The sequence below is a fragment of the Aeromonas sp. 601039 genome, from assembly GCF_049174415.1.
GTDB lineage: Bacteria > Pseudomonadota > Gammaproteobacteria > Enterobacterales > Aeromonadaceae > Aeromonas > Aeromonas veronii_A.
This window is the reverse complement of the sequence record NZ_JAAKTL010000006.1, coordinates 152,949-170,223: the sequence shown is the minus strand read 5'-3', so window position 1 is coordinate 170,223 and position 17,275 is coordinate 152,949. Positions and strand designations below refer to the sequence as shown.

Here is a 17,275-nt window from a genome sequence, read left to right as displayed (position 1 = left end):
GACTTGAATGGGTTTCATCTCACATTTTACAGCAATATCATAACGTTGGAATGAGGAGGGGGATACAGAGCGAAAGAGGGGGCTGGCTCCCTCCCGGTAACTAATGATGCTGCCAGCGCCGCAGTAGCCGGCCGCGCAGACCGCAATCGAGCAGCCAGCTGTTGTCAAAGACCCGCAACAGTGCCGGTTTGGCGTGCCGGGACATGGCCACTGCGTGAAAGCGGGTCTGGCGCTGGCGATAGCGGTTCATCTGCTCGAGCAGGGCATGGGGCAGACTCTGAGCGATAAAGTCCGAAATAACCAGCACATCTGCCTTGGCAAAAGCGGGCTCATCGAGTTTGACCAGCGCCTTCTCCAGACAAGGCACCAGATCGGTACCACCGTGAAAGCTCATGGAGAGGAAGCGCTCCGCCTTGTCCAGTCCGGTATCGGCGGTGATCTCAAGGGTCGCCACCTCGGTAGAGAAGAGCATCAGGTAGCAACCGCGCTTCTCATCCATCGCCACCTTGAGCAGCGCAAGAAAGAGTGCCTTGGCACACTCCTCGGGATAGCCCCCCATGGAGCCGGAGGTATCGACACAGACGATAAAGGGGCCCCGCTGCTGCAACTGCTGCCCCCCCTGCTCCGGGGTGCGCAGCATGATGCGCTGGCGCGGCAAGGTGCCGCGTGACTGGTAACTGAGCAGGCGCCGCTCCAGATAGCGGCGGTAGAACTCCAGCTCCAGCTCCGGCAGCCCCAGCATCACCGCCTCGCTTGGCAGTAGCCGCATCAGGTCGCTCGCCTGGTGGATGCCCACCAGGTCGTCCGGCACATCGTCGCTGGGGGCGGGCTCCAGCTCCAGCACCTGAACCGGTGGCACCGGCTGCTCCTGCGCCCGGCGATCCCGCTCGCTGCGCCCGAGCAGAGCGGCAATCTCCGCCAGCAAGGGCTCGCGCTGCAACATACGGGCGTATTGCTTGACCAGCACCAGACTGCGTTTGTGCCAGTGCCCCTGCGCCAGATCCCAAAGACCACCGGCTGAGATCTGGTTCGGATCGAGGGCATCGGCCAGGGTGCGGCTCGCCAGCAGCTGATCTTCAATCTCCTGACGCTGCTTCTCCCGCTCCGCCTCGGCGATCTGCTGCTGCAGTTGCAGCAGGCTCCCCACCAGACTGGCGCGCCACTTATCGATAAAGAGCTGGCGCAGCCCCTCGGTGGGGTGAGCCATCAGCTGGCGAACCAGCGAACGGGCCTCACCGGCAAAGGGGCTGTAGTGATCCAGCGACTCCAGCAGGGCGGGCAAACGGCCTATCAGTTCGGTCATCGGCAACTGCCGGTGCGCCTGATAGAGCAGGTACTCCTGCTCCAGCGCCACCGGCACCGGCTTGTGACGGATCTCCTCGCCAAGCTGCTCACCCCAGCTCTGCAGGCGCTTTTTCAGCAGCTTGCCCTGCAGCGGGGAGCGCTTGATGAACTCGGAGATCTTGGGCGACGCAGCAAGCAAAAGAGCCACCTCCCCTGCCAGCTCCCCTTCACCGATCAGGAGCCCCAGATCCAGCATGCCAATCTCAAGCATGAGCGCTCCTTACTCGTCCAGCCTTGGCAACCGCTCGCGCCACTGTGTCAGCTCGCCGCGCAGCAGTTCAAGATCCCGGCTCAGCACGAAGAAGCTGTCTTCCACCTGTTGCAGCCAGCGCTGGGCAATAAAGAGGTGCTGCCGATGACGATCGAACAGAGTGCGCTGCTGTTTAAGCTCCTGCACCACCTTGCCAACCTGGGCAAGCAGCTCATCGAGCGCTTGCAGCCAGGGCTCCAGCACCACCTCAGGGATGGCGTTGCGCTCCATCAATACCAGCGGGATCTGCTGGCGCTGGATATCGAGCACCTGCAGGCGCAGCTCATCGTCAAGTACCAGCTCGTAGTGTCCCTCTTTCGGGTTGCCATATTGATAACCCACCAGCGCCTCACCGGTCGGATGCCAATGGGAAAGCAGGGTACGATCGAACACCAGGGTGCTGGTGAGACGCTCGGGATCGCTGCCATCCAGCGGGGCCGGGGTGAGCAGATGGAAGTGCACCTGCTTGCCAAAGGGTCTGGCGTTGGCGAGCGGGATCTCGATCCCCCTCGCCCGTCTGCCAAACCACTGCTTGCGCTTGCGCGCCTTGCAGCAGAGACGCTGGGCCACGCCCTGTTTGAGCTGTTTGAATTGATCCCGCAGGGCAAGCAGCTGGCGGGTCAAGGCCAGTTGCTGATAACCGTAGAGACGGGAGAACTCGGTCATCATCTCCAGCAGGGCGGTGCGGGACTCCTCGTCGTGCCAGAGACAATCCTTGAACAGCAGCAGATCTACCGGTGCGACCTCATCGCGGCCATTGAAGAAGGCGCTCGCCTTGATGAGCCGTACCGCCTTCTTCCAGCGGCGATCCGACACATAACAGCGATGGGCCAGCTGGCTGTCTAGCTGCTGGCGCAGCTGATAGATAAGTTCGAAACAGGCATCCGGCAGGCGCACCTGCTCAATCTGGCTCTGCCACTGCTCGTACTCATCCCCCCGGATCTGCAGGGATTCCGGCAGATTCTGGTGGGCGTGACCGTCGCTGGCCAGCATGGATTGAAAGTTGGCTTTCTCCTGCACCCGGTCCATCCAGATCCGCACCAGCATCCGGTCGTAGAGCGCTTCCAGCCCGCTGTCCGGCGCCGGCAGCTCGTTGGAGGCGGTCACCAGCAGCCGCATGGGGATGGGATGCTGGCTATCACCATTGCGGAACTGCCGTTCGTTGATGGCGGTGAGCAGGGTGTTGAGAATGGCGGGACCCGCCTTCCAGATCTCGTCGAGGAACACCACCTCAGCCTCCGGCAGATAGCCGGCAGTGAGGCGCAGGTATTTGCCATCCTCTTTCAGCGCCTGAATGGAGAGGGGGCCAAATACCTCCTCCGGTGTGCTAAAACGGGTCATCAGATATTCAAAGTGGCGGGCGTCGTGAAAGGCCAGCTTGAGGCGACGGGCAATCAGACTCTTGGCGATACCGGGTGGCCCCAGCAAGAAGACACTCTCGCCACTGAGGGCTGCCAGCAGACCGAGGCGCAGGGCATCCTGCCGTTCATAAAGCCCCTCACCGAGGGCTGCCAGCAGCCGGGGCAGGCGCTCCTGGATGGGAATAAGACGCGCAGGGTTCTGGGCTTGAGCTAAAGACGACATAGAGAGTGTTCCGAAGCTGGGATGATGTTAGCCCCAAGGCGCGATATCCATTTGCTCGACCTTGGGTTTTGTCTTGTTATGATGTTTATTCTGGTATCTCTTGCCGCACAATACCCGCCTCTGGCAGGAAAAAACGCAAAGGCAGTGCGATACCGTATCGGCAGCGTGCTGCGCCCATGCATAGCCAGTGTCGTGATGGCACCATGCCCGCATGCGCCAGATGATGCGTTGCAAAGGGTGCAGCAAAAGCGGTTCGAGTGTACCCTGCGCAACACAATTTTCCCCAACGCAGATCAAGAGTGAGTCGCCCCAGATGCAAGATCCCGTTCGTCAGAGCATGTTGGCCCGCATGGGCATTCAAAGCTGGCAACTGCGTCGTCCGGCATTGCTGGGTGCAGATCTCGTACCCGAGCTTGCGCAAGATGCCGTGCAGCCCGACCAGACAGCACCGGCCACCCGCGCTCCGCTGCCCAGCGGCAAACTCTGGTTGCTGGCGCCTCAGCTGCCTGCCACCACGCTGCTGGCGGATATCTGCCAGCTGCTCGGCATGACCCCCGACGAGGTCTCACTGCTCAGCGAGCTGCCGCCTGCCGATCTGCAAACGGCGGATGCCTCACCGCTGCTCTGGCTGACGGAGGCCAACCCGGAACGACCCGATGCGTTGATCTGTCCGCTGGCCCCCAGTGCCGCACAAAAGCGCGCCCTGTGGCAACAACTACGCCGACACCTGGCGAACAGTACGGCATGATCATGCCTTCAACGCCCTCTTGGAAGCCGCTCTTTTTACCTGATTTTACAAAAGTCGTCTTTGCCAACCCCGACATCCTCCACCCAGTCACCCGGAGTCAACATGCCTGAGTTTCGTCCCCTGCTCGAAGCCGATTTCGACCTTGTCTATCCCATAGAGCAGGCCGCCCACAAGGAGCCCTGGAGCCAGGCCAACCTGCTATCCTGCTTCGGTCCTCGCTATCTCAACGGCTTGATGCTGGTCGATGGTCGCCCGGCCGGCTTCTATATCTCGGATCTGGTGGCCGGAGACAGCTCGCTGATGAATATCTGTGTCCACCCCGAATTTCAGGGCAAGGGGTTGGGACGGACACTGCTGCAAGCCTACCTGACTCGCAGCAAACAAGCCGGGGCAGAGGCCTGGTTTCTCGAGGTGCGGGCAGGCAACCAGACCGCCATCAACCTCTACGAGAGCGCCGGCTTTGCCGAGTATTGCCGCCGCGCCGACTACTACGGCACCGGCAATGATCGGGAAGATGCGGTACTGATGTCCCGCCTGTTCGACTTCAGCTGATCCCGCCTCAATCGAGGGGGGCATTGTCCATCGCCGGATCCTGCAAGGAGAGAGTGGTGTGAACCACCGCCTCGAATCCGGCGGCGGAAAGCGGCATATAGAAGCCCCGCAGCCAGGTTTTCCCCGGCATCCAGATCTGCTGTATATCCACCACTATCTTGATCGGTTTGAGGGGTTGACCCGGCTGCTGGATATAGATGCCGGGCGGTGTGGCCACCTTGGGAAAACGGCGCAGGATCTGTTCACTACCATCCCCCTTGCCCGGATTGAGCCGCACCTTGACCAATCGGCTCAACGGCACTCTCATCTCTTCACTGCGCCAGAAGCGTTCGTTCAATGCCTTGCAGCGACGGCACTTGGGGGTCTCCAGCACATAGAGCAGCGGATAGCCCAGCGCCAATGCCTGCTGTTGGGCCTGCTGGTATCCCTCCGCCCCTTCATACCAGGGATTCGCAGGCTGCTGTGTCTTGCCCAGAAAGTACCAGGCCGCCCCGCCCCCCACCATCATGAGCCCGATCACGGCCAATGCCCCTTTCATCCATAGATTCATATCGTTAACTCTCCCTTTGCTCCTTTGCAGTATCGGCCACTCTGCACAAAGGAAGAGCTATTTGCACTCTTTGTGATCCAAGACAAACAGCGAACACTTGTAAGCTGTAATCTTGGAGTTTAAACTCTAGCCCGATTTTTAGTGCCCTCGCGGGCGTACAACTGTAATTAAAGGATGTTTAACTGATGCCGAAGCTTCATCTGGTTCGACTGATGCGTGAACGTATTGCCCAGCTTGGCAACAAGGCTGCCCTGCGGGTTCAGCAAGATGGCCAGTGGCGCGCCATCGGCTGGCGTACTCTGGGCCAGGCCATGGACTACTGCGCACAGGCGCTGATCCGTGCCGGCCACCAGCCAACCGAAATGGTCGGCATCTATGCCCGCAACATGCCGGAGTGGACCCAGGCCGATCTCGGCATCCTTGCCGCCCGCGGCGTCAGCGTCCCTATCTACCCCACCAGCACGCTCGATCAGCTGCGCTACATCGTCAAAGATGCCGGCATCAAGGTGCTGTTCGTTGGCGAACAACCTCAGTTCGATCAGGCGCTGCAACTGATTGAAAGCGGCGAGATCCGCCAGCTCATCGCCCTCGACGGCAGCGTCAACTTGCGCGGCTGCGAGCAGGCGAGCCACTTCCAGACATTTCTGGTCTCCGGCAACCATCAGCCCAGCGAGCAGGAACTGCGAGTACGGGAAACCCAGTACCGGATGGATGATCTGCTGACCCTGATCTACACCTCCGGCACCACCGGCGAGCCCAAGGGGGTCATGCTCGACTTCAGCAACATCGCCGCCTGTTTCGAGATGCACAACAGCCGCCTCGACCTGAACGAGCAGGATGTGTCGCTCTGCATGCTGCCGCTCAGCCACGTGTTCGAGCGGGCATGGAGCTACTACGTGCTCTATTGCGGCGCCGAGAACGTCTATATCCGCGATCCGCAGAAGGTGATGGATGTGATTGGCGAGGTGCAGCCGACCGTGATGTGCGCCGTGCCGCGCCTCTACGAGAAGGCCTACGCCATGATCCAGGCCAAAGTCGCTCAGGCTCCGGCTCTGCGCCGCGCCCTGTTTGGCTGGGCGACCAAGGTCGGCAAGCAGATGGTTGCCACCCGTCAGGCGGGCAAGTCCGCCTCCCCCCTGCTCTACGGCCAGCTCTGGCTCGCCGAGCGACTGGTGTTTCGCAAGCTGCGCGCCCGTTTTGGCGGTCGTACCCGCTTCCTGCCGGTGGCGGGCGCCCGTCTGGCCGACGATGTGAACCTCTTCTTCCAGGCGATGGGGCTCAATCTCAAGTACGGCTACGGCATGACCGAGACCACCGCCACCGTCTGCTGCTACGAGGATAGCCAGTTCAAGTTGGGCTCCATCGGCACGGCACTGAACGGCATCGAGGTGAAGCTGGGTGAGAACAACGAACTGCTGGTGCGCTCCCCCACCGTAATGCGCGGCTACTACAACAAGCCGGAAGCGACCGCCGAGGTGATGACCGAGGATGGCTTCCTGCGTACTGGCGATGCCGGTGAGCTCGACAGCCAGGGCAATATCTACTTCACCGAACGTCTCAAGGAGCTGATGAAGACCTCCAACGGCAAGTACGTAGCACCGCAACTGGTGGAAGGGACCATCGGCAAGGATCGCTTTATCGAGCAGATCGCCATCGTCGCCGATGCCCGTCACTTCGTCTCGGCGCTGATCGTGCCCTGCTTCGAGTCGCTTGAGGAGTACGCCCGCTCCATCAACCTGCAGTACCAGTGCAAGACCGAGCTGCTGCGCCACTCCCGGGTGATGGAGTTCTTCGAAGCACGCATCGCCGACTTGCAAAAAGAGCTGGCCAAGTTCGAGCAGGTGAAGAAGTTCACCCTGCTGCCGAGCGCCTTCTCCATGGAGCTGGGTGAACTGACTCCCACCATGAAGCTGCGCCGCAAGATCATCGAGGCCAAGTACCAGAGTGAAATCGAGGCCATGTATAACCATGTCTGAGTACAACCACGTCTGATATCGCTCAGGTTCAGAGAAATAAAAAAGCCGCTCACTCGAGCGGCTTTTTGTTGGCACTTTGGTTGGTACGAACCCGCCTTCAGGCCGGGGTCTTACTGGTCCCGAAGTAGTCGGCCAGGAAGTCATCGAACGACAGGCTGTCGCTGCGCTCGCGTTCGCGCTGCTTGGCCAAGGAATCCTTCGCCTCACCGGCAAAGTAGGCTTCATCCCAGTACTGCAGCTCCCCTGCCAGCAGCTCCTCGCGATAGCGGGTCGCCAGCTTGTCACCGTAGCAGCCGTTGTCCTTGCCGCTCTCCAGCAGCTCCTTGAGCATGCGGGCGGAGTAGGTGAGCTCGGGGTTGAGCAGCTTCTCGCGGTGCATCGCCAGCGTCTCGCGATAGCGGTTGCGGCCGCAGCAGCGATCCAGCAAGTCGGCCACCTGAGCCAGCTCGTCGAACAGTTTGAGGCCGTACTCTTTGAGGCCAATGGCATTGCCCTGCTCATCTTCCAGCGTCAGGCCGGGACGACGCCCTTCCAGCACCACCTTGTTCTGGTTGCGGCGGTTGCGGGCAATCTCCTCGTCACTCAGCACCGGAGAGGGGCGCAGCAGGCACCAGACCAGGAACAGATCGAAGAAGCGGATCTGGTCGGCATCGATACCGAGCGGAGTGAAGGGGTTGACGTCTACGGTGCGCAGCTCGATGTATTCGATGCCGCGCTGATCCAGCGCATCCGAGGGCTTCTCGCCGCTGCGCGGGGTGCGCTTGGGGCGGATCGGGGCGTAGAGCTCGTTCTCCAGCTGCAACACGTTGTCGTTGAGCTGGCGATACTCCCCATCCACCTTGACCCCGATCTTGGCAAAGTCGGGATTGTGGGTGTTGATGGCGCGGCGCAGGCTGCTGACATAGGCCGGCAGATTGTCGTGGCTGATCTTGAGCCCAGCCTGGGCGCTGTTGGTATAGCCAAGATCGGAGAGACGCAGCGCGGTGGCGTAAGGCAGATAGAGGGTGCCCTTGCCGGTCTTCTCGAACGGCAGGTTGCTCTTGCGCCCTTTGAGGAAGGATTCGCAGATGGCCGGGGAGGCGCCGAACAGATAGGGCACCAGCCAGCCGAAGCGGTAGACGTTGCGAATAAGCCCCATGTATTTATCGGAGATAAAGCGCTGGCTGCAGCACCCTTCGCACACCAGATCCTGCCACTCGCTCCAGAAGCTGTCGGGCATGGAGAAGTTGAAGTGCACCCCAGCGATAACCTGCATCAGGCTGCCGTAACGGTTCTTCAAGCCCTGACGGTAGAGGGTCTTCATTTTGCCGATGTTGGAGCTGCCGTACTGGGCCAGCCGGATGCTCTCTTCCCCGCCGACGAAGCAGGGCATGGAGAGCGGCCAAATCCGCTCGTCACCCAGATGCTGAATCACATGGTGATGGATGTCGCCGAGCTGCTCCATCAGGCTGTCGATGGAGTCGGTGGCCGGGGTGATGAACTCCAGCAGGCTCTCCGAGTAGTCGGTGGTGATATTGGGATGGGTCAGGGCCGAGCCCAGCGCCCGGGGATGGTCACTCTGGGCGAGTCGGCCATCCGGCGTGATGCGCAGGCATTCACGTTCGATCCCGCGCCGGATCCCCTTGAGCGCGGTCAGGCGCTCCGGTGATCCCAACGCATTCAGCAACTCGGTGAGCGACAAGCTTGTTGTAGTCATATTCACGGCTCATGTGAGGCCGCCCCATCCGGGGCGGCTCTTGATTTTTATAAAGCGTCAGTTACGGCAACTGCAGCGGATAGATGGGAAGATGAAGCTCCTTCAGGGGTTTTTCAAGCTTTTGCTTGTCTCCCACCACCACGATCACCATGTCGGCCGGATTGAGCCAACGGGCGGCACTGGCCTTCAGCGCCTCGGGAGACACCGTTTTGATCAGGTTGTTCTGGGCCTGCACATAGTCCGGTTTCAGGTCATACATCACCATCTGCAGCAGGAAGCCCGCCTTCTGGCCCAAGGTCTCGTAAGAGAGGGCATCCTGCTGGGAGACCGCGCTGCGCATATAGGCCAGCTCGACCGGCGTCGGGCCGCTCTTGCGGTAGTTGTCCATCTCCTTGAGGAACTGGCGAATGGCATCCACAGTCGCATCGGCCCGCACATTGGCGCCGGTGGCGAAGGTGCCCACCTCGCGGTTGGCGGAGAAACCCGAGCTGGCGCCGTAGGTGTAGCCCTTGTCTTCCCGCAGGTTGAGGTTGATGCGGCTGTTGAAGTTGCCACCCAGGTTGAAGTTCATCAGCCCGGCGGTGAAGTAATCCCCCGTGGTATCGAACGGCATGGCGCGACGACCGATGCGGATCACCGACTGGGGCGCCCCCGGCTTGTCGACCAGATAGATACCCGGCTTGGCCTGCTCACCCTTGAGCTTGAGATCCCCCAGAGTTGGCGTGGCCCCCTTCCACTCGGTCAGGAAACCAAGTTGCTCCTCGATCTGCTTCTGATCCACATCACCGACCACCACCACTTTGGCGTTGGTGGGGTTGTAGTAGGCCTGATAGAAGTGCTTCACGTCCGCCAGGGTCAGCTTGGCCACATCGGCAGGTACCCCGTCGGTAGGTTGACCGAGGCGGTTCTGCTTGCCGTAGACCAGCTCGCGGAACGCCTGCCCGGCCAGCCACTCGGGCTGCTGCTGGGCCTGTTGCATCCCTTGCAGCAGCTGCGCCTTGACCCGCTCGAAGTCCGCCTCCCGCATGCCCGGGCGCTCCAGCACCTCGCGCACCAGCGCCAGGGTCTGGGGCAACTTGTCCGCCAGCGAGCTGACGGTGATCAGGTTGTTGTACTGGGCGCTGGAGACATCGATGGAAGATCCCAGCTTTTGCAGCTCGTCGCTCAGCTGAGCCTCGGTCAGGCGCACCGTGCCCTGCCCCATCATGGCGGCAGTCAGATTGGCCAGCCCCAGTTGCCCTTTATCTTCGGCACGAATGCCGCCCGGCAGGGCAATCATGATGGAGACCGCGGGGATCTCGTCACTCTTGGTACCGATAATCTCGATGTTCTTATCGAGCTTGCCGTGCCAGATGGCGGGCACCTTGACGCTCACCGCCTCGCTCGCCTTGGGCTGCACGCTGCGATCGAAATTGTCTTTTACCGGTCGTTCGGCCAGCGCCTCGTCATGCTTGCTGTAATCCGGCAGCTCGCGCTTGGCGGGGGTAAAGTTCGGGGTGGCGACCTGCCACTCTGTCTTGCCCTTGGGTACCACGCTTAGCACCACCGCTGGCTTGCCGGCGATGAACTTGTCGTAGGCGGCCTTCACCTGCTCCGGTGTCACCTTGCCGATGGCATCCAGCGTCTTGAACACATAGTTGGGATCCTGGGCAAACACCTGACCCATGGCGAGCTGGCTCACCTTGCCGGAGACGCTGTCCAGACCCCAGATGGCGGAGGCGCGGTACTTGGCGATCGCCTTCTCCAGATCTTCCGGTTTGAGGCCGCGCTGGGCGAACTCGCCGATCACCTTGTCCACCTCCCCCTTGAGGGTCTTGAGGCTGCCATCCACCGACGGATTGGGGTAGGCGTAGACGGTCAGGGTACAGGCCAGCTCTTCGCAGTAGTGGGACGCCCCCACATCGATCGCCTTGCCGGTTTTCACCAGCGACTGGTAGAGCATGGAGCTGGCGCTGCCACCGAGCACATCGGCAAACATATCGAGCGCCGGCTCCTGCGGATCGCCAAGAGAGACGGTGGGGTAGCTGATATAGAGCAGCGGCAGGTGCACCTTGTCCTGCAGCGTCACGTAGCGGGTCTCGGGCAGGGTCACCGGCTTTGGCGTCGGCTCGGCCACGTCCGGGCCGCGCGGGATGGAGCCGAAGTACTTCTCGATCCACTCGAGAGCCTGCTTGCTGTCAAAGTCGCCGCCCAGAGTCAGGGTGGCGTTGTTGGGGCCATACCAGCGCAGGAAGAACTGCTTGAGGTCGTTCACATCGACCCGGTCGAGATCTTCCACGTAACCGATAGGCTGCCAGGAGTAGGGGTGAGTACGCGGATAGAGCGCCTCCCCCACCTTCTCGCTCACCAACCCGTACGGCTGGTTGTCGACCCGCTGGGCCCGCTCGTTCTTGACGGTGGCGCGCTGGATCTCGAACTTCTTCTGGCTCACCGCATCGAGCAGGAAGCCCATCCGATCCGCCTCCAGCCAGAGCACTTTTTCCAGCTGGTTGGCCGGCACAGTTTCGTAGTAGTTGGTGCGATCCTTGTTGGTGGTGCCGTTCATGTCGCCACCGGCCTCGTTGATGATCCGCATATGCTCCTGATCACCGACGTGTTTCGAGCCTTGGAACATCATGTGCTCAAAGAAGTGGGCGAAACCGGACTTGCCGACCGTCTCGCGGGATGAACCGACGTGATAGGTCACATCGAGGTGCACCAGCGGATCGGAGCGATCGGGGGCCAGGATCACGGTCAGGCCGTTGTCCAGCTTGTACATTTGGTAGGGGATGGCGAGCTTGCCCTCCTCCTTGCCCTGTTCGGCGATCAGGGTCGGTGCCGCCAGCACCGGCAGGGTGAAGCCCAGCAGAATCGTTAAAGGTATGACTTTGTTCACGGTAACCTCGTGAGTGACAAAAACAGGCTAGAAAATGTGACTGGCCAGCAGAAAAACCAGGGCATAACGGAACAATTTGCCGAGCCCGATCAGGATGAAAGAGCGCCAGAAGGAGAGGCGCAGCCAACCGGCCAACAGACAGAGACCATCACCGACCACCGGCGTCCAGGCAAGCAGCAGACACCAGTGACCATGTTGTTTGAGCCAGCCTAAGGCTTTTTGTTCCCCACGGCCTTGAAAATCTTCCGGTTTTTTCTTGAAGGTGGCGAGCCAGCCGAGCCACCAGGTGGTCATGGATCCGAGGGTATTGCCCAGCGTCGCCCACAGCAGCAGGCTCGCCATGCTCCACTCCCCCTTGGCCGCCATGGCCCCCAGCAGCACTTCGGAGCTGCCGGGCAGCAGGGTGGCGGAGGTAAACGCGCTTAAAAAGAGCCACCCCAGCCCCATCTCCATCATTTCGCTCATCCGGGATAGCCATCGGCCGCAGGCATCCGCAGCAGCAGCTTGCCGCGCACATGACCCCCTTCGATGGCTTGATGGGCCAGCGCCCCCTCGGCCAGGGGGAATTCACCGGCGAGGGTGACCTTCACCTCCCCCTGACGCAGCAGCATCAACATCTGCCCCAGCTGCTTCTGGTCGGGGTGAACCAGCATGCCGACCACCTCGATACCCGCCGCTGCCCCTGCATCCTTGATCTGCTGGGCAGTGATGGTGGGTACCGTCACCAGACGGCCACCCGACTTGACGCAGGCGAGCGCCGCCTTGCCGCTCTCGCCGCCCACCAGATCCAGCACCAGATCGACCTGGCCGGCCTCTGCCACCACTCGTGCCGGCCAGTTCGCATCGTGGTAATCCACCATCCAGCGCGCCCCCAGTGCGTGCAGGAAGCCATGGTTGTCGGGGCTGGCGGTAGCCACCACCTCGGCGCCATAGGCGCTGGCAAACTGCACCGCAAGATGGCCGACACCACCGGCACCGGCGAGGATCAATACCCGCTGACCGCTCTGGAGGCCGCCGTGCTCAAGCAGCCCCTGCCAAGCGGTGAGACCGGCCAGCGGCAGCGCAGCTCCCTGCTGAAGGCTCACCCCGTCAAGCTTGACCAGCTCGCTCTCGCTTGCCACCACAGACTCCCCGTAGCCACCGGCGGCGAGGGGAAAACCGACCATGCCGCACACGAAATCCCCCTCGATCAGCGAGGTTACGCCGGGGCCTACCTTCTCCACCACGCCGGAGATGTCATAACCCGGCGTCCAGGGCAGCTTGTCCTTGTTCTGGGCCGCCGCCCAGCCAAGACCTGCGCGAGTTTTGGCATCGATGGGGTTCACCCCCGCAAAGCAGATGCGTACCCGCACTTCGCCATCGGCTGGCACCTTATCGAGGGAAGGGTTGAGCTTGAGTACCGAGGGGTCACCGAATGCGGTAATCTGTAGTTGCGTCATTGCACAATCCATCCTGTTGATTGATCAAGGGTCAACAGAATAACAGCGAGGGCACCATGGCTCGAATGTTTCTTATTCCTCTGTTGCTGGCACTGGGGTGGTGGGCATTTCTGCTCTACTTCCGCATCCCGCTCAAACAAGGGGCCAAGGGGTTTTACTGGATCATCGGCATCGGTGGCGGACTGGCCGCCTTCCTCAGCCTGATGATGGTGCTGACTCACTGAGTGCCACAGCCACTCGATAACGAAAAAGGCCACCGAGTTTCGGTGGCCTTCTCACTATCCGGGTTGCTGCTCCAGCGCCGGATTGAGGTAGTAGTGGCGATTGCTCCCCTGCCCCAGCACCCCTTGCGATAGCAGATGGTGGAACACCCGATCCACCTCCTCCAGCGAGAGTGACAAAGCCTGCGCAACCGAGCGCTTGCTGCACTTGAGCTCACCACTCATCAGCGCACCGCGCACCTGCTCCAGCACTTCGGGGGCTGGTTCTGGGGGCATGATGGGCTCGGGCTGGGCTGCCATCGCCAACTCTGCCTGCGCCTCTCTGCGAGCTTGATCCTGCTGCCAGCGCCACATCCGGCGAAAGCGGTTCTCCTCGCCGATCAGGCTGACGAAGAAGGCGCCGAACACGTCGAGCAGCACCGAGAGGAAGCAGACCAGCAGGAACTGCACCTGGCTGATGCTCATCCCGACCCCGTCCGCCAGACTGCTCATCAGCCCCAGCATGGAGGATTGCTCGTTGACCGGCTTCGCATCGCGCTGCTGACGCAGCTCATCCTGCTGCAAGCGCAGCTTGGTGTTGGCATGCTGCAACGAGGAGACGCCACTGGAGATGCGCTCCAGCTCGATGTATTTGCGGGCCGCCTCCTCGTTGAGCTGGATCTGCCGCTCGATGCTGGCGATCTGCTCGTCGAAACGGGCAAGCTCCCGCTCGTGGCGCGCCTGCTGGCTCAACACCGTATTGGTGGCGCTGTTGATGCCACCGATACTGCCGCCGATGGATATGGCCGCCAGCACGCTGTAAAACAGCAGCGACCAGAGAGCACCACTCAAATCCCGCCGCGCCTTGCGCTCGCCGTACTCGTACCAGACGTAAAACTTGCCCAGCTCGAAGATGATGGCCAAGCCGCCGAACAGCCACTTCATCAGCGGGTTGTCATCGATGGAGAGGAACAGCAGCAGGGAGAAGATAATGGAGGCCAGAATGGCCAATCCGGTAAAACTGTATACCGTCGTCAGAGCGAACCACCCCTTGGGGTAGCGCTGTGTGGAGGAGTCCTGTGTGGTCATGATGAAGGGGTGTGCTGTGCAGGAAAAGTTGGCTGCCGATTATAGTCGCCAGACTCGCACAGAGAAGGGCAAATGACTGAAATCCTTCAGATTGGCAACCAGCTGCCCAGAGTGCGACCAAAACGGACAAATCGGCAGCAGAAAAGCGATACAATTCCTCCCTGACTTGATCATGTGGTGAGATGAGGTGCGATTCCGCCCGGGTTCAGCCCAGATCCGTACACTCATCCACCGTTGCAATTATCCGAGGCCATCATGAACAGTACGACCACCTTGCTACTCTCCCTTCTTCTGGTTACCGGCGGCGCCGCTGCGACACAGCAATATCCAGAGAGCGGTGGCACCGAATTTTCCGTCGATGAGCTTAAATTCAATCTGGACTGGGATGACAAACAGTTCGGCTGGACCCAGAACGACTGCCTCACTCTGGATATCGGGGAGACCTCCTCCGTCGACTGCAAGGCGGTCAAATTCAATCTGGAAGATGAAGAGAATCGCAACCAGCCACCGAAAACCAACCAGGTCCCTGCCAACTCGCAGAGCGACCAGTAACAACAGGAGTACCCTTGCGATGACCCAAGCTAAACACAACCCCGTTATCCGGCGCGGCGCCCTGCTGCTTTCCCTGCTCATGGCGCACGGCATCGCGGTTGCGGCACCGCCAAGCAAAAATAGCGATGGCATCAAGATCTCCGGTGATGACATCAAGATCAATCTCGACTGGGATGACAAGGAGTACGACTGGTGGCAGGACAACTGTCTGGATCTTGGCATTGGCGACAGCCGGATCAAACTCAACTGCGACAAGATGGATGGCAAGTACCGGGATCACTACAACCGCAGCATCCACAGCGGCAATAACCCCGGGCAAGGTCACGACAAACAGAAGGATAAAAACAAGGGTAACGGCAAGAAGAACTGAACTCCCTCTCTTGATGCAGCAGGGGCCTGGCGCCCCTGTGCTGATTGTTTTACCAATAATTCTCCGCACTGATATTGCCCGGCGCCCGCCGCAGATTCTTGGCCAACCCCTGCGCCAGCAAGGTCTGCTGGGTCTCTTTCACCATCTCCGGATTGCCGCAGATCAGCACTTGGCTCAGCTCGGGTGAGAACACCAACCCCACTCGAGCCTGCAGTTGACCATTGGCGATAGCCGCCGGGATCCGCCCTGCCATTGCATCGGGCCAGGGCTCGCGGCTGACAAAGGGGACATAGCAAAAACGCGCGCCATATTGCTCGGCAAAGCTGGTGATCAAATCCTGATAGCTCAGCTCTTCGCCTTTGCGCACCCCGTGCACCAGCACCAGATTCTCGAAACGGTTGAAGGCTTCCCCATCTGCCAGCATGGAGAGGAAGGGGCCGATGGCAGTGCCGGTCGAGAGCAGCCAGAGATCGCGCCCGGCGGGCACCTCATCCAGCGTCAGGAAGCCGGTGGCCTGGGATTGCACCAGCAATGTATCGCCCGCTTGCAGCAAGCCAAGGGACGGAGTCAGCTCACCGCTCGGGATCTCGACCAGATAGAACTCGTGGTATGGCGCAGAGGGGGGATTGACGAAGGAGTAGGCGCGCTGAATGCGGCGATCGCCCTGCTCGAGGGCCAGCTTGGTGAATTGGCCTGCCTTGTAGGGGACCAGCTCGGCCGCTACCCGCAGGGAGAACAGGGTGGGTGTCCATTCGATGCGTTCGATGACGCGACCTTCTACCCAAGCCATAAGGATCTCCTCCAGTGGAACAGACCTTCACTCTACCCCCGGGCCGGAAAATAAAAAACCCGCGCAAGAGCGCGGGTTTTTTCTGCAAAAGCGAATCGCTATTACAGGGCAACAACCTGGATCTGTACGGTTGCTTTAACGTCAGCGTGCAGCTGAACAGCAACTTCGTAGTCACCGGTGTTACGCAGAACGTTGCCCATGCGGACTTCGCTCTTGGCAACGGCTACGCCGGCAGCAGTGATGGCTTCAGCCACGTCACGGGTACCGATGGAACCGAACAGCTTGCCTTCGTCGCCAGACTTGGAAGCGATAACCACGGTAGCCAGTTCGGCCAGCTTGGCAGCACGCTCTTCAGCAGCAGCTTTGTTGGCAGCCAGTTTGGCTTCCAGCTCAGCGCGACGAGCACCGAAAGCTTCGATGTTGGCCTTGGTAGCCATAACAGCTTTGCCTTGCGGGATCAGGTAGTTACGGGCATAACCAGATTTCACGGAAACTTGGTCACCCAGACCGCCCAGTTTGGCGATTTTGTCGAGCAGGATAACTTGCATTACCTTTCCTCTATAAATTTCGTTGAGTTAGGCTTAAGTGCCGGGCCGATTCTTACTTGTTGTGCAGATCGGTGTACGGCAGCAGAGCCAGGTAACGAGCACGCTTGATGGCGCGTGCCAGCTGACGCTGATACTTGGCGCGGGTACCGGTGATACGGCTCGGTACGATCTTGCCAGATTCAGTGATGTAGTTTTTCAGAGTAACGATATCTTTGTAGTCGATCTCGGTAACGTTCTCGGCGGTGAAGCGGCAGAACTTACGACGACGGAAATAACGTGCCATGGCCTTTATCCTCTAGTCAGTGATCCAGAATTACTCTTCGGAAGCAGCTTCAGTAGCTTCTTCGCGGCGCTCGTCGTCACGACGGGTGAAGCGCTCTTCTTTGGCCTTGGCCATCGGAGAAACTTCAGTCACTGCGTGCTTGGTGCGCATGATCATGTTGCGGATAACGGCATCGTTGAAGCGGAAGTTGGTTTCCAGCTCATCGATAACGGCTTGCTCTGCTTCTACGTTCATCAGAACGTAGTGGGCTTTGTGCAGTTTGTCGATCGGGTAAGCCAGCTGACGACGGCCCCAATCTTCCAGGCGATGAATGGTACCACCGGAGGTGGTGATGGCGCCGGTGTAACGCTCGATCATGCCGGGAACTTGCTCGCTCTGGTCCGGATGAACCATGAAGACGATTTCGTAATGACGCATTTTAGCTCCTTA

Annotated in this window: 18 protein-coding genes; 6 read left to right on the top strand and 12 right to left on the bottom strand. The window is 60.4% G+C overall.

Annotated features, from left to right (window positions below; all coding sequences use genetic code 11):
• Positions 1–100: 100 nt before the first annotated feature.
• Together viaA and G5195_RS07775 are read right to left on the bottom strand one after the other, a co-directional pair.
• Positions 101–1,555 (bottom strand): ATPase RavA stimulator ViaA, encoded by a 1,455-nt coding sequence (gene viaA / locus G5195_RS07780; protein ID WP_216952886.1) that lies wholly within the window; start codon positions 1,553–1,555, stop codon positions 101–103.
• A 9-nt stretch (positions 1,556–1,564) separates the two neighbouring features.
• Positions 1,565–3,178 (bottom strand): ATPase RavA domain-containing protein, encoded by a 1,614-nt coding sequence (locus G5195_RS07775; RefSeq protein ID WP_216952885.1) that lies wholly within the window; start codon positions 3,176–3,178, stop codon positions 1,565–1,567.
• Positions 3,179–3,491: 313 nt separating this feature from the next.
• Between G5195_RS07775 and G5195_RS07770 the strand changes: the two genes are divergently transcribed.
• Positions 3,492–3,926 carry a DNA polymerase III subunit psi gene (locus G5195_RS07770; RefSeq protein WP_257696323.1) on the top strand — a complete coding sequence of 145 codons (435 nt, stop codon included), beginning with the start codon at positions 3,492–3,494 and terminating at the stop codon, positions 3,924–3,926.
• Positions 3,927–4,028: 102 nt separating this feature from the next.
• Entirely contained in the window at positions 4,029–4,478 is a 450-nt protein-coding gene (gene rimI, locus G5195_RS07765; protein WP_216952883.1) for a ribosomal protein S18-alanine N-acetyltransferase, read from the top strand.
• A gap of 7 nt (positions 4,479–4,485) precedes the next feature.
• On the opposite strand, the gene G5195_RS07760 is transcribed toward rimI, so the two are convergent.
• Positions 4,486–4,986 (bottom strand): hypothetical protein, encoded by a 501-nt coding sequence (locus G5195_RS07760; protein ID WP_406596058.1) that lies wholly within the window; start codon positions 4,984–4,986, stop codon positions 4,486–4,488.
• Positions 4,987–5,213: 227 nt separating this feature from the next.
• On the opposite strand from G5195_RS07760, the gene G5195_RS07755 reads away from it, so the two are divergent.
• The gene (locus G5195_RS07755; RefSeq protein WP_368225354.1) at positions 5,214–7,004 is read left to right on the top strand and encodes a long-chain fatty acid--CoA ligase; all 1,791 of its coding nucleotides are present in this window, start codon (positions 5,214–5,216) and stop codon (positions 7,002–7,004) included.
• 97 nt (positions 7,005–7,101) lie between these two features.
• Here G5195_RS07755 and gshA read toward each other — a convergent pair whose 3' ends face one another.
• From gshA to G5195_RS07735, 4 genes are all read right to left on the bottom strand, one after another.
• Entirely contained in the window at positions 7,102–8,700 is a 1,599-nt protein-coding gene (gene gshA, locus G5195_RS07750; RefSeq protein WP_064338786.1) for a glutamate--cysteine ligase, read from the bottom strand.
• Between the two features lie 61 nt (positions 8,701–8,761).
• Positions 8,762–11,575, bottom strand: coding sequence for a M16 family metallopeptidase (locus G5195_RS07745; protein ID WP_421222205.1), 2,814 nt, complete (start codon positions 11,573–11,575; stop codon positions 8,762–8,764).
• Between the two features lie 27 nt (positions 11,576–11,602).
• Positions 11,603–12,040 carry a YqaA family protein gene (locus G5195_RS07740; RefSeq protein ID WP_421222207.1) on the bottom strand — a complete coding sequence of 146 codons (438 nt, stop codon included), beginning with the start codon at positions 12,038–12,040 and terminating at the stop codon, positions 11,603–11,605.
• Positions 12,037–13,014 (bottom strand): NADP-dependent oxidoreductase, encoded by a 978-nt coding sequence (locus G5195_RS07735; protein WP_421222209.1) that lies wholly within the window; start codon positions 13,012–13,014, stop codon positions 12,037–12,039. The genes G5195_RS07740 and G5195_RS07735 overlap by 4 nt, the downstream gene beginning before the upstream one ends.
• Before the next feature lie 56 nt (positions 13,015–13,070).
• On the opposite strand from G5195_RS07735, the gene G5195_RS07730 reads away from it, so the two are divergent.
• Positions 13,071–13,238 (top strand): hypothetical protein, encoded by a 168-nt coding sequence (locus tag G5195_RS07730; RefSeq protein WP_005308905.1) that lies wholly within the window; start codon positions 13,071–13,073, stop codon positions 13,236–13,238.
• Between the two features lie 54 nt (positions 13,239–13,292).
• Here the strand turns inward: G5195_RS07730 and G5195_RS07725 are convergent, their stop codons facing one another.
• Positions 13,293–14,303: a Preprotein translocase subunit SecY gene (locus tag G5195_RS07725; RefSeq protein ID WP_335863135.1), complete on the bottom strand. Its 1,011-nt coding sequence runs from the start codon at positions 14,301–14,303 to the stop codon at positions 13,293–13,295.
• Between the two features lie 255 nt (positions 14,304–14,558).
• Between G5195_RS07725 and G5195_RS07720 the strand changes: the two genes are divergently transcribed.
• On the top strand, positions 14,559–14,855 hold the full coding sequence (locus tag G5195_RS07720; RefSeq protein ID WP_040067567.1) for a hypothetical protein: 297 nt from the start codon (positions 14,559–14,561) through the stop codon (positions 14,853–14,855).
• 19 nt (positions 14,856–14,874) lie between these two features.
• Positions 14,875–15,225, top strand: a complete 351-nt coding sequence (locus G5195_RS07715) for a hypothetical protein (RefSeq protein WP_042053367.1) — start codon at positions 14,875–14,877, stop codon at positions 15,223–15,225.
• Between the two features lie 49 nt (positions 15,226–15,274).
• Here G5195_RS07715 and G5195_RS07710 read toward each other — a convergent pair whose 3' ends face one another.
• From G5195_RS07710 to rpsF, 4 genes are all read right to left on the bottom strand, one after another.
• Entirely contained in the window at positions 15,275–16,015 is a 741-nt protein-coding gene (locus G5195_RS07710) for a ferredoxin--NADP reductase (protein WP_157161433.1), read from the bottom strand.
• Between the two features lie 101 nt (positions 16,016–16,116).
• The gene (gene rplI, locus G5195_RS07705) at positions 16,117–16,563 is read right to left on the bottom strand and encodes a 50S ribosomal protein L9 (protein ID WP_005340490.1); all 447 of its coding nucleotides are present in this window, start codon (positions 16,561–16,563) and stop codon (positions 16,117–16,119) included.
• Between the two features lie 52 nt (positions 16,564–16,615).
• The gene (rpsR, locus tag G5195_RS07700) at positions 16,616–16,846 is read right to left on the bottom strand and encodes a 30S ribosomal protein S18 (protein ID WP_005308890.1); all 231 of its coding nucleotides are present in this window, start codon (positions 16,844–16,846) and stop codon (positions 16,616–16,618) included.
• Positions 16,847–16,876: 30 nt separating this feature from the next.
• Positions 16,877–17,263, bottom strand: coding sequence for a 30S ribosomal protein S6 (gene rpsF, locus G5195_RS07695; RefSeq protein WP_005308887.1), 387 nt, complete (start codon positions 17,261–17,263; stop codon positions 16,877–16,879).
• Between the last annotated feature and the right edge of the window lie 12 nt (positions 17,264–17,275).

What these genes read in the sequence shown, in the direction of transcription:
- viaA (WP_216952886.1), bottom strand. Translation starts at nt 1,555, where the DNA reads ATGCTTGAGATTGGCATGCTGGATCTGGGGCTCCTGATCGGTGAAGGG.
- G5195_RS07775 (WP_216952885.1), bottom strand. Translation starts at nt 3,178, where the DNA reads ATGTCGTCTTTAGCTCAAGCCCAGAACCCTGCGCGTCTTATTCCCATC.
- G5195_RS07770 (WP_257696323.1), top strand. Translation starts at nt 3,492, where the DNA reads ATGCAAGATCCCGTTCGTCAGAGCATGTTGGCCCGCATGGGCATTCAA.
- rimI (WP_216952883.1), top strand. Translation starts at nt 4,029, where the DNA reads ATGCCTGAGTTTCGTCCCCTGCTCGAAGCCGATTTCGACCTTGTCTAT.
- G5195_RS07760 (WP_406596058.1), bottom strand. Translation starts at nt 4,986, where the DNA reads ATGATGGTGGGGGGCGGGGCGGCCTGGTACTTTCTGGGCAAGACACAG.
- G5195_RS07755 (WP_368225354.1), top strand. Translation starts at nt 5,214, where the DNA reads ATGCCGAAGCTTCATCTGGTTCGACTGATGCGTGAACGTATTGCCCAG.
- gshA (WP_064338786.1), bottom strand. Translation starts at nt 8,700, where the DNA reads ATGACTACAACAAGCTTGTCGCTCACCGAGTTGCTGAATGCGTTGGGA.
- G5195_RS07740 (WP_421222207.1), bottom strand. Translation starts at nt 12,040, where the DNA reads ATGAGCGAAATGATGGAGATGGGGCTGGGGTGGCTCTTTTTAAGCGCG.
- G5195_RS07735 (WP_421222209.1), bottom strand. Translation starts at nt 13,014, where the DNA reads ATGACGCAACTACAGATTACCGCATTCGGTGACCCCTCGGTACTCAAG.
- G5195_RS07730 (WP_005308905.1), top strand. Translation starts at nt 13,071, where the DNA reads ATGGCTCGAATGTTTCTTATTCCTCTGTTGCTGGCACTGGGGTGGTGG.
- G5195_RS07725 (WP_335863135.1), bottom strand. Translation starts at nt 14,303, where the DNA reads ATGACCACACAGGACTCCTCCACACAGCGCTACCCCAAGGGGTGGTTC.
- G5195_RS07720 (WP_040067567.1), top strand. Translation starts at nt 14,559, where the DNA reads ATGAACAGTACGACCACCTTGCTACTCTCCCTTCTTCTGGTTACCGGC.
- G5195_RS07715 (WP_042053367.1), top strand. Translation starts at nt 14,875, where the DNA reads ATGACCCAAGCTAAACACAACCCCGTTATCCGGCGCGGCGCCCTGCTG.
- G5195_RS07710 (WP_157161433.1), bottom strand. Translation starts at nt 16,015, where the DNA reads ATGGCTTGGGTAGAAGGTCGCGTCATCGAACGCATCGAATGGACACCC.
- rplI (WP_005340490.1), bottom strand. Translation starts at nt 16,563, where the DNA reads ATGCAAGTTATCCTGCTCGACAAAATCGCCAAACTGGGCGGTCTGGGT.
- rpsR (WP_005308890.1), bottom strand. Translation starts at nt 16,846, where the DNA reads ATGGCACGTTATTTCCGTCGTCGTAAGTTCTGCCGCTTCACCGCCGAG.
- rpsF (WP_005308887.1), bottom strand. Translation starts at nt 17,263, where the DNA reads ATGCGTCATTACGAAATCGTCTTCATGGTTCATCCGGACCAGAGCGAG.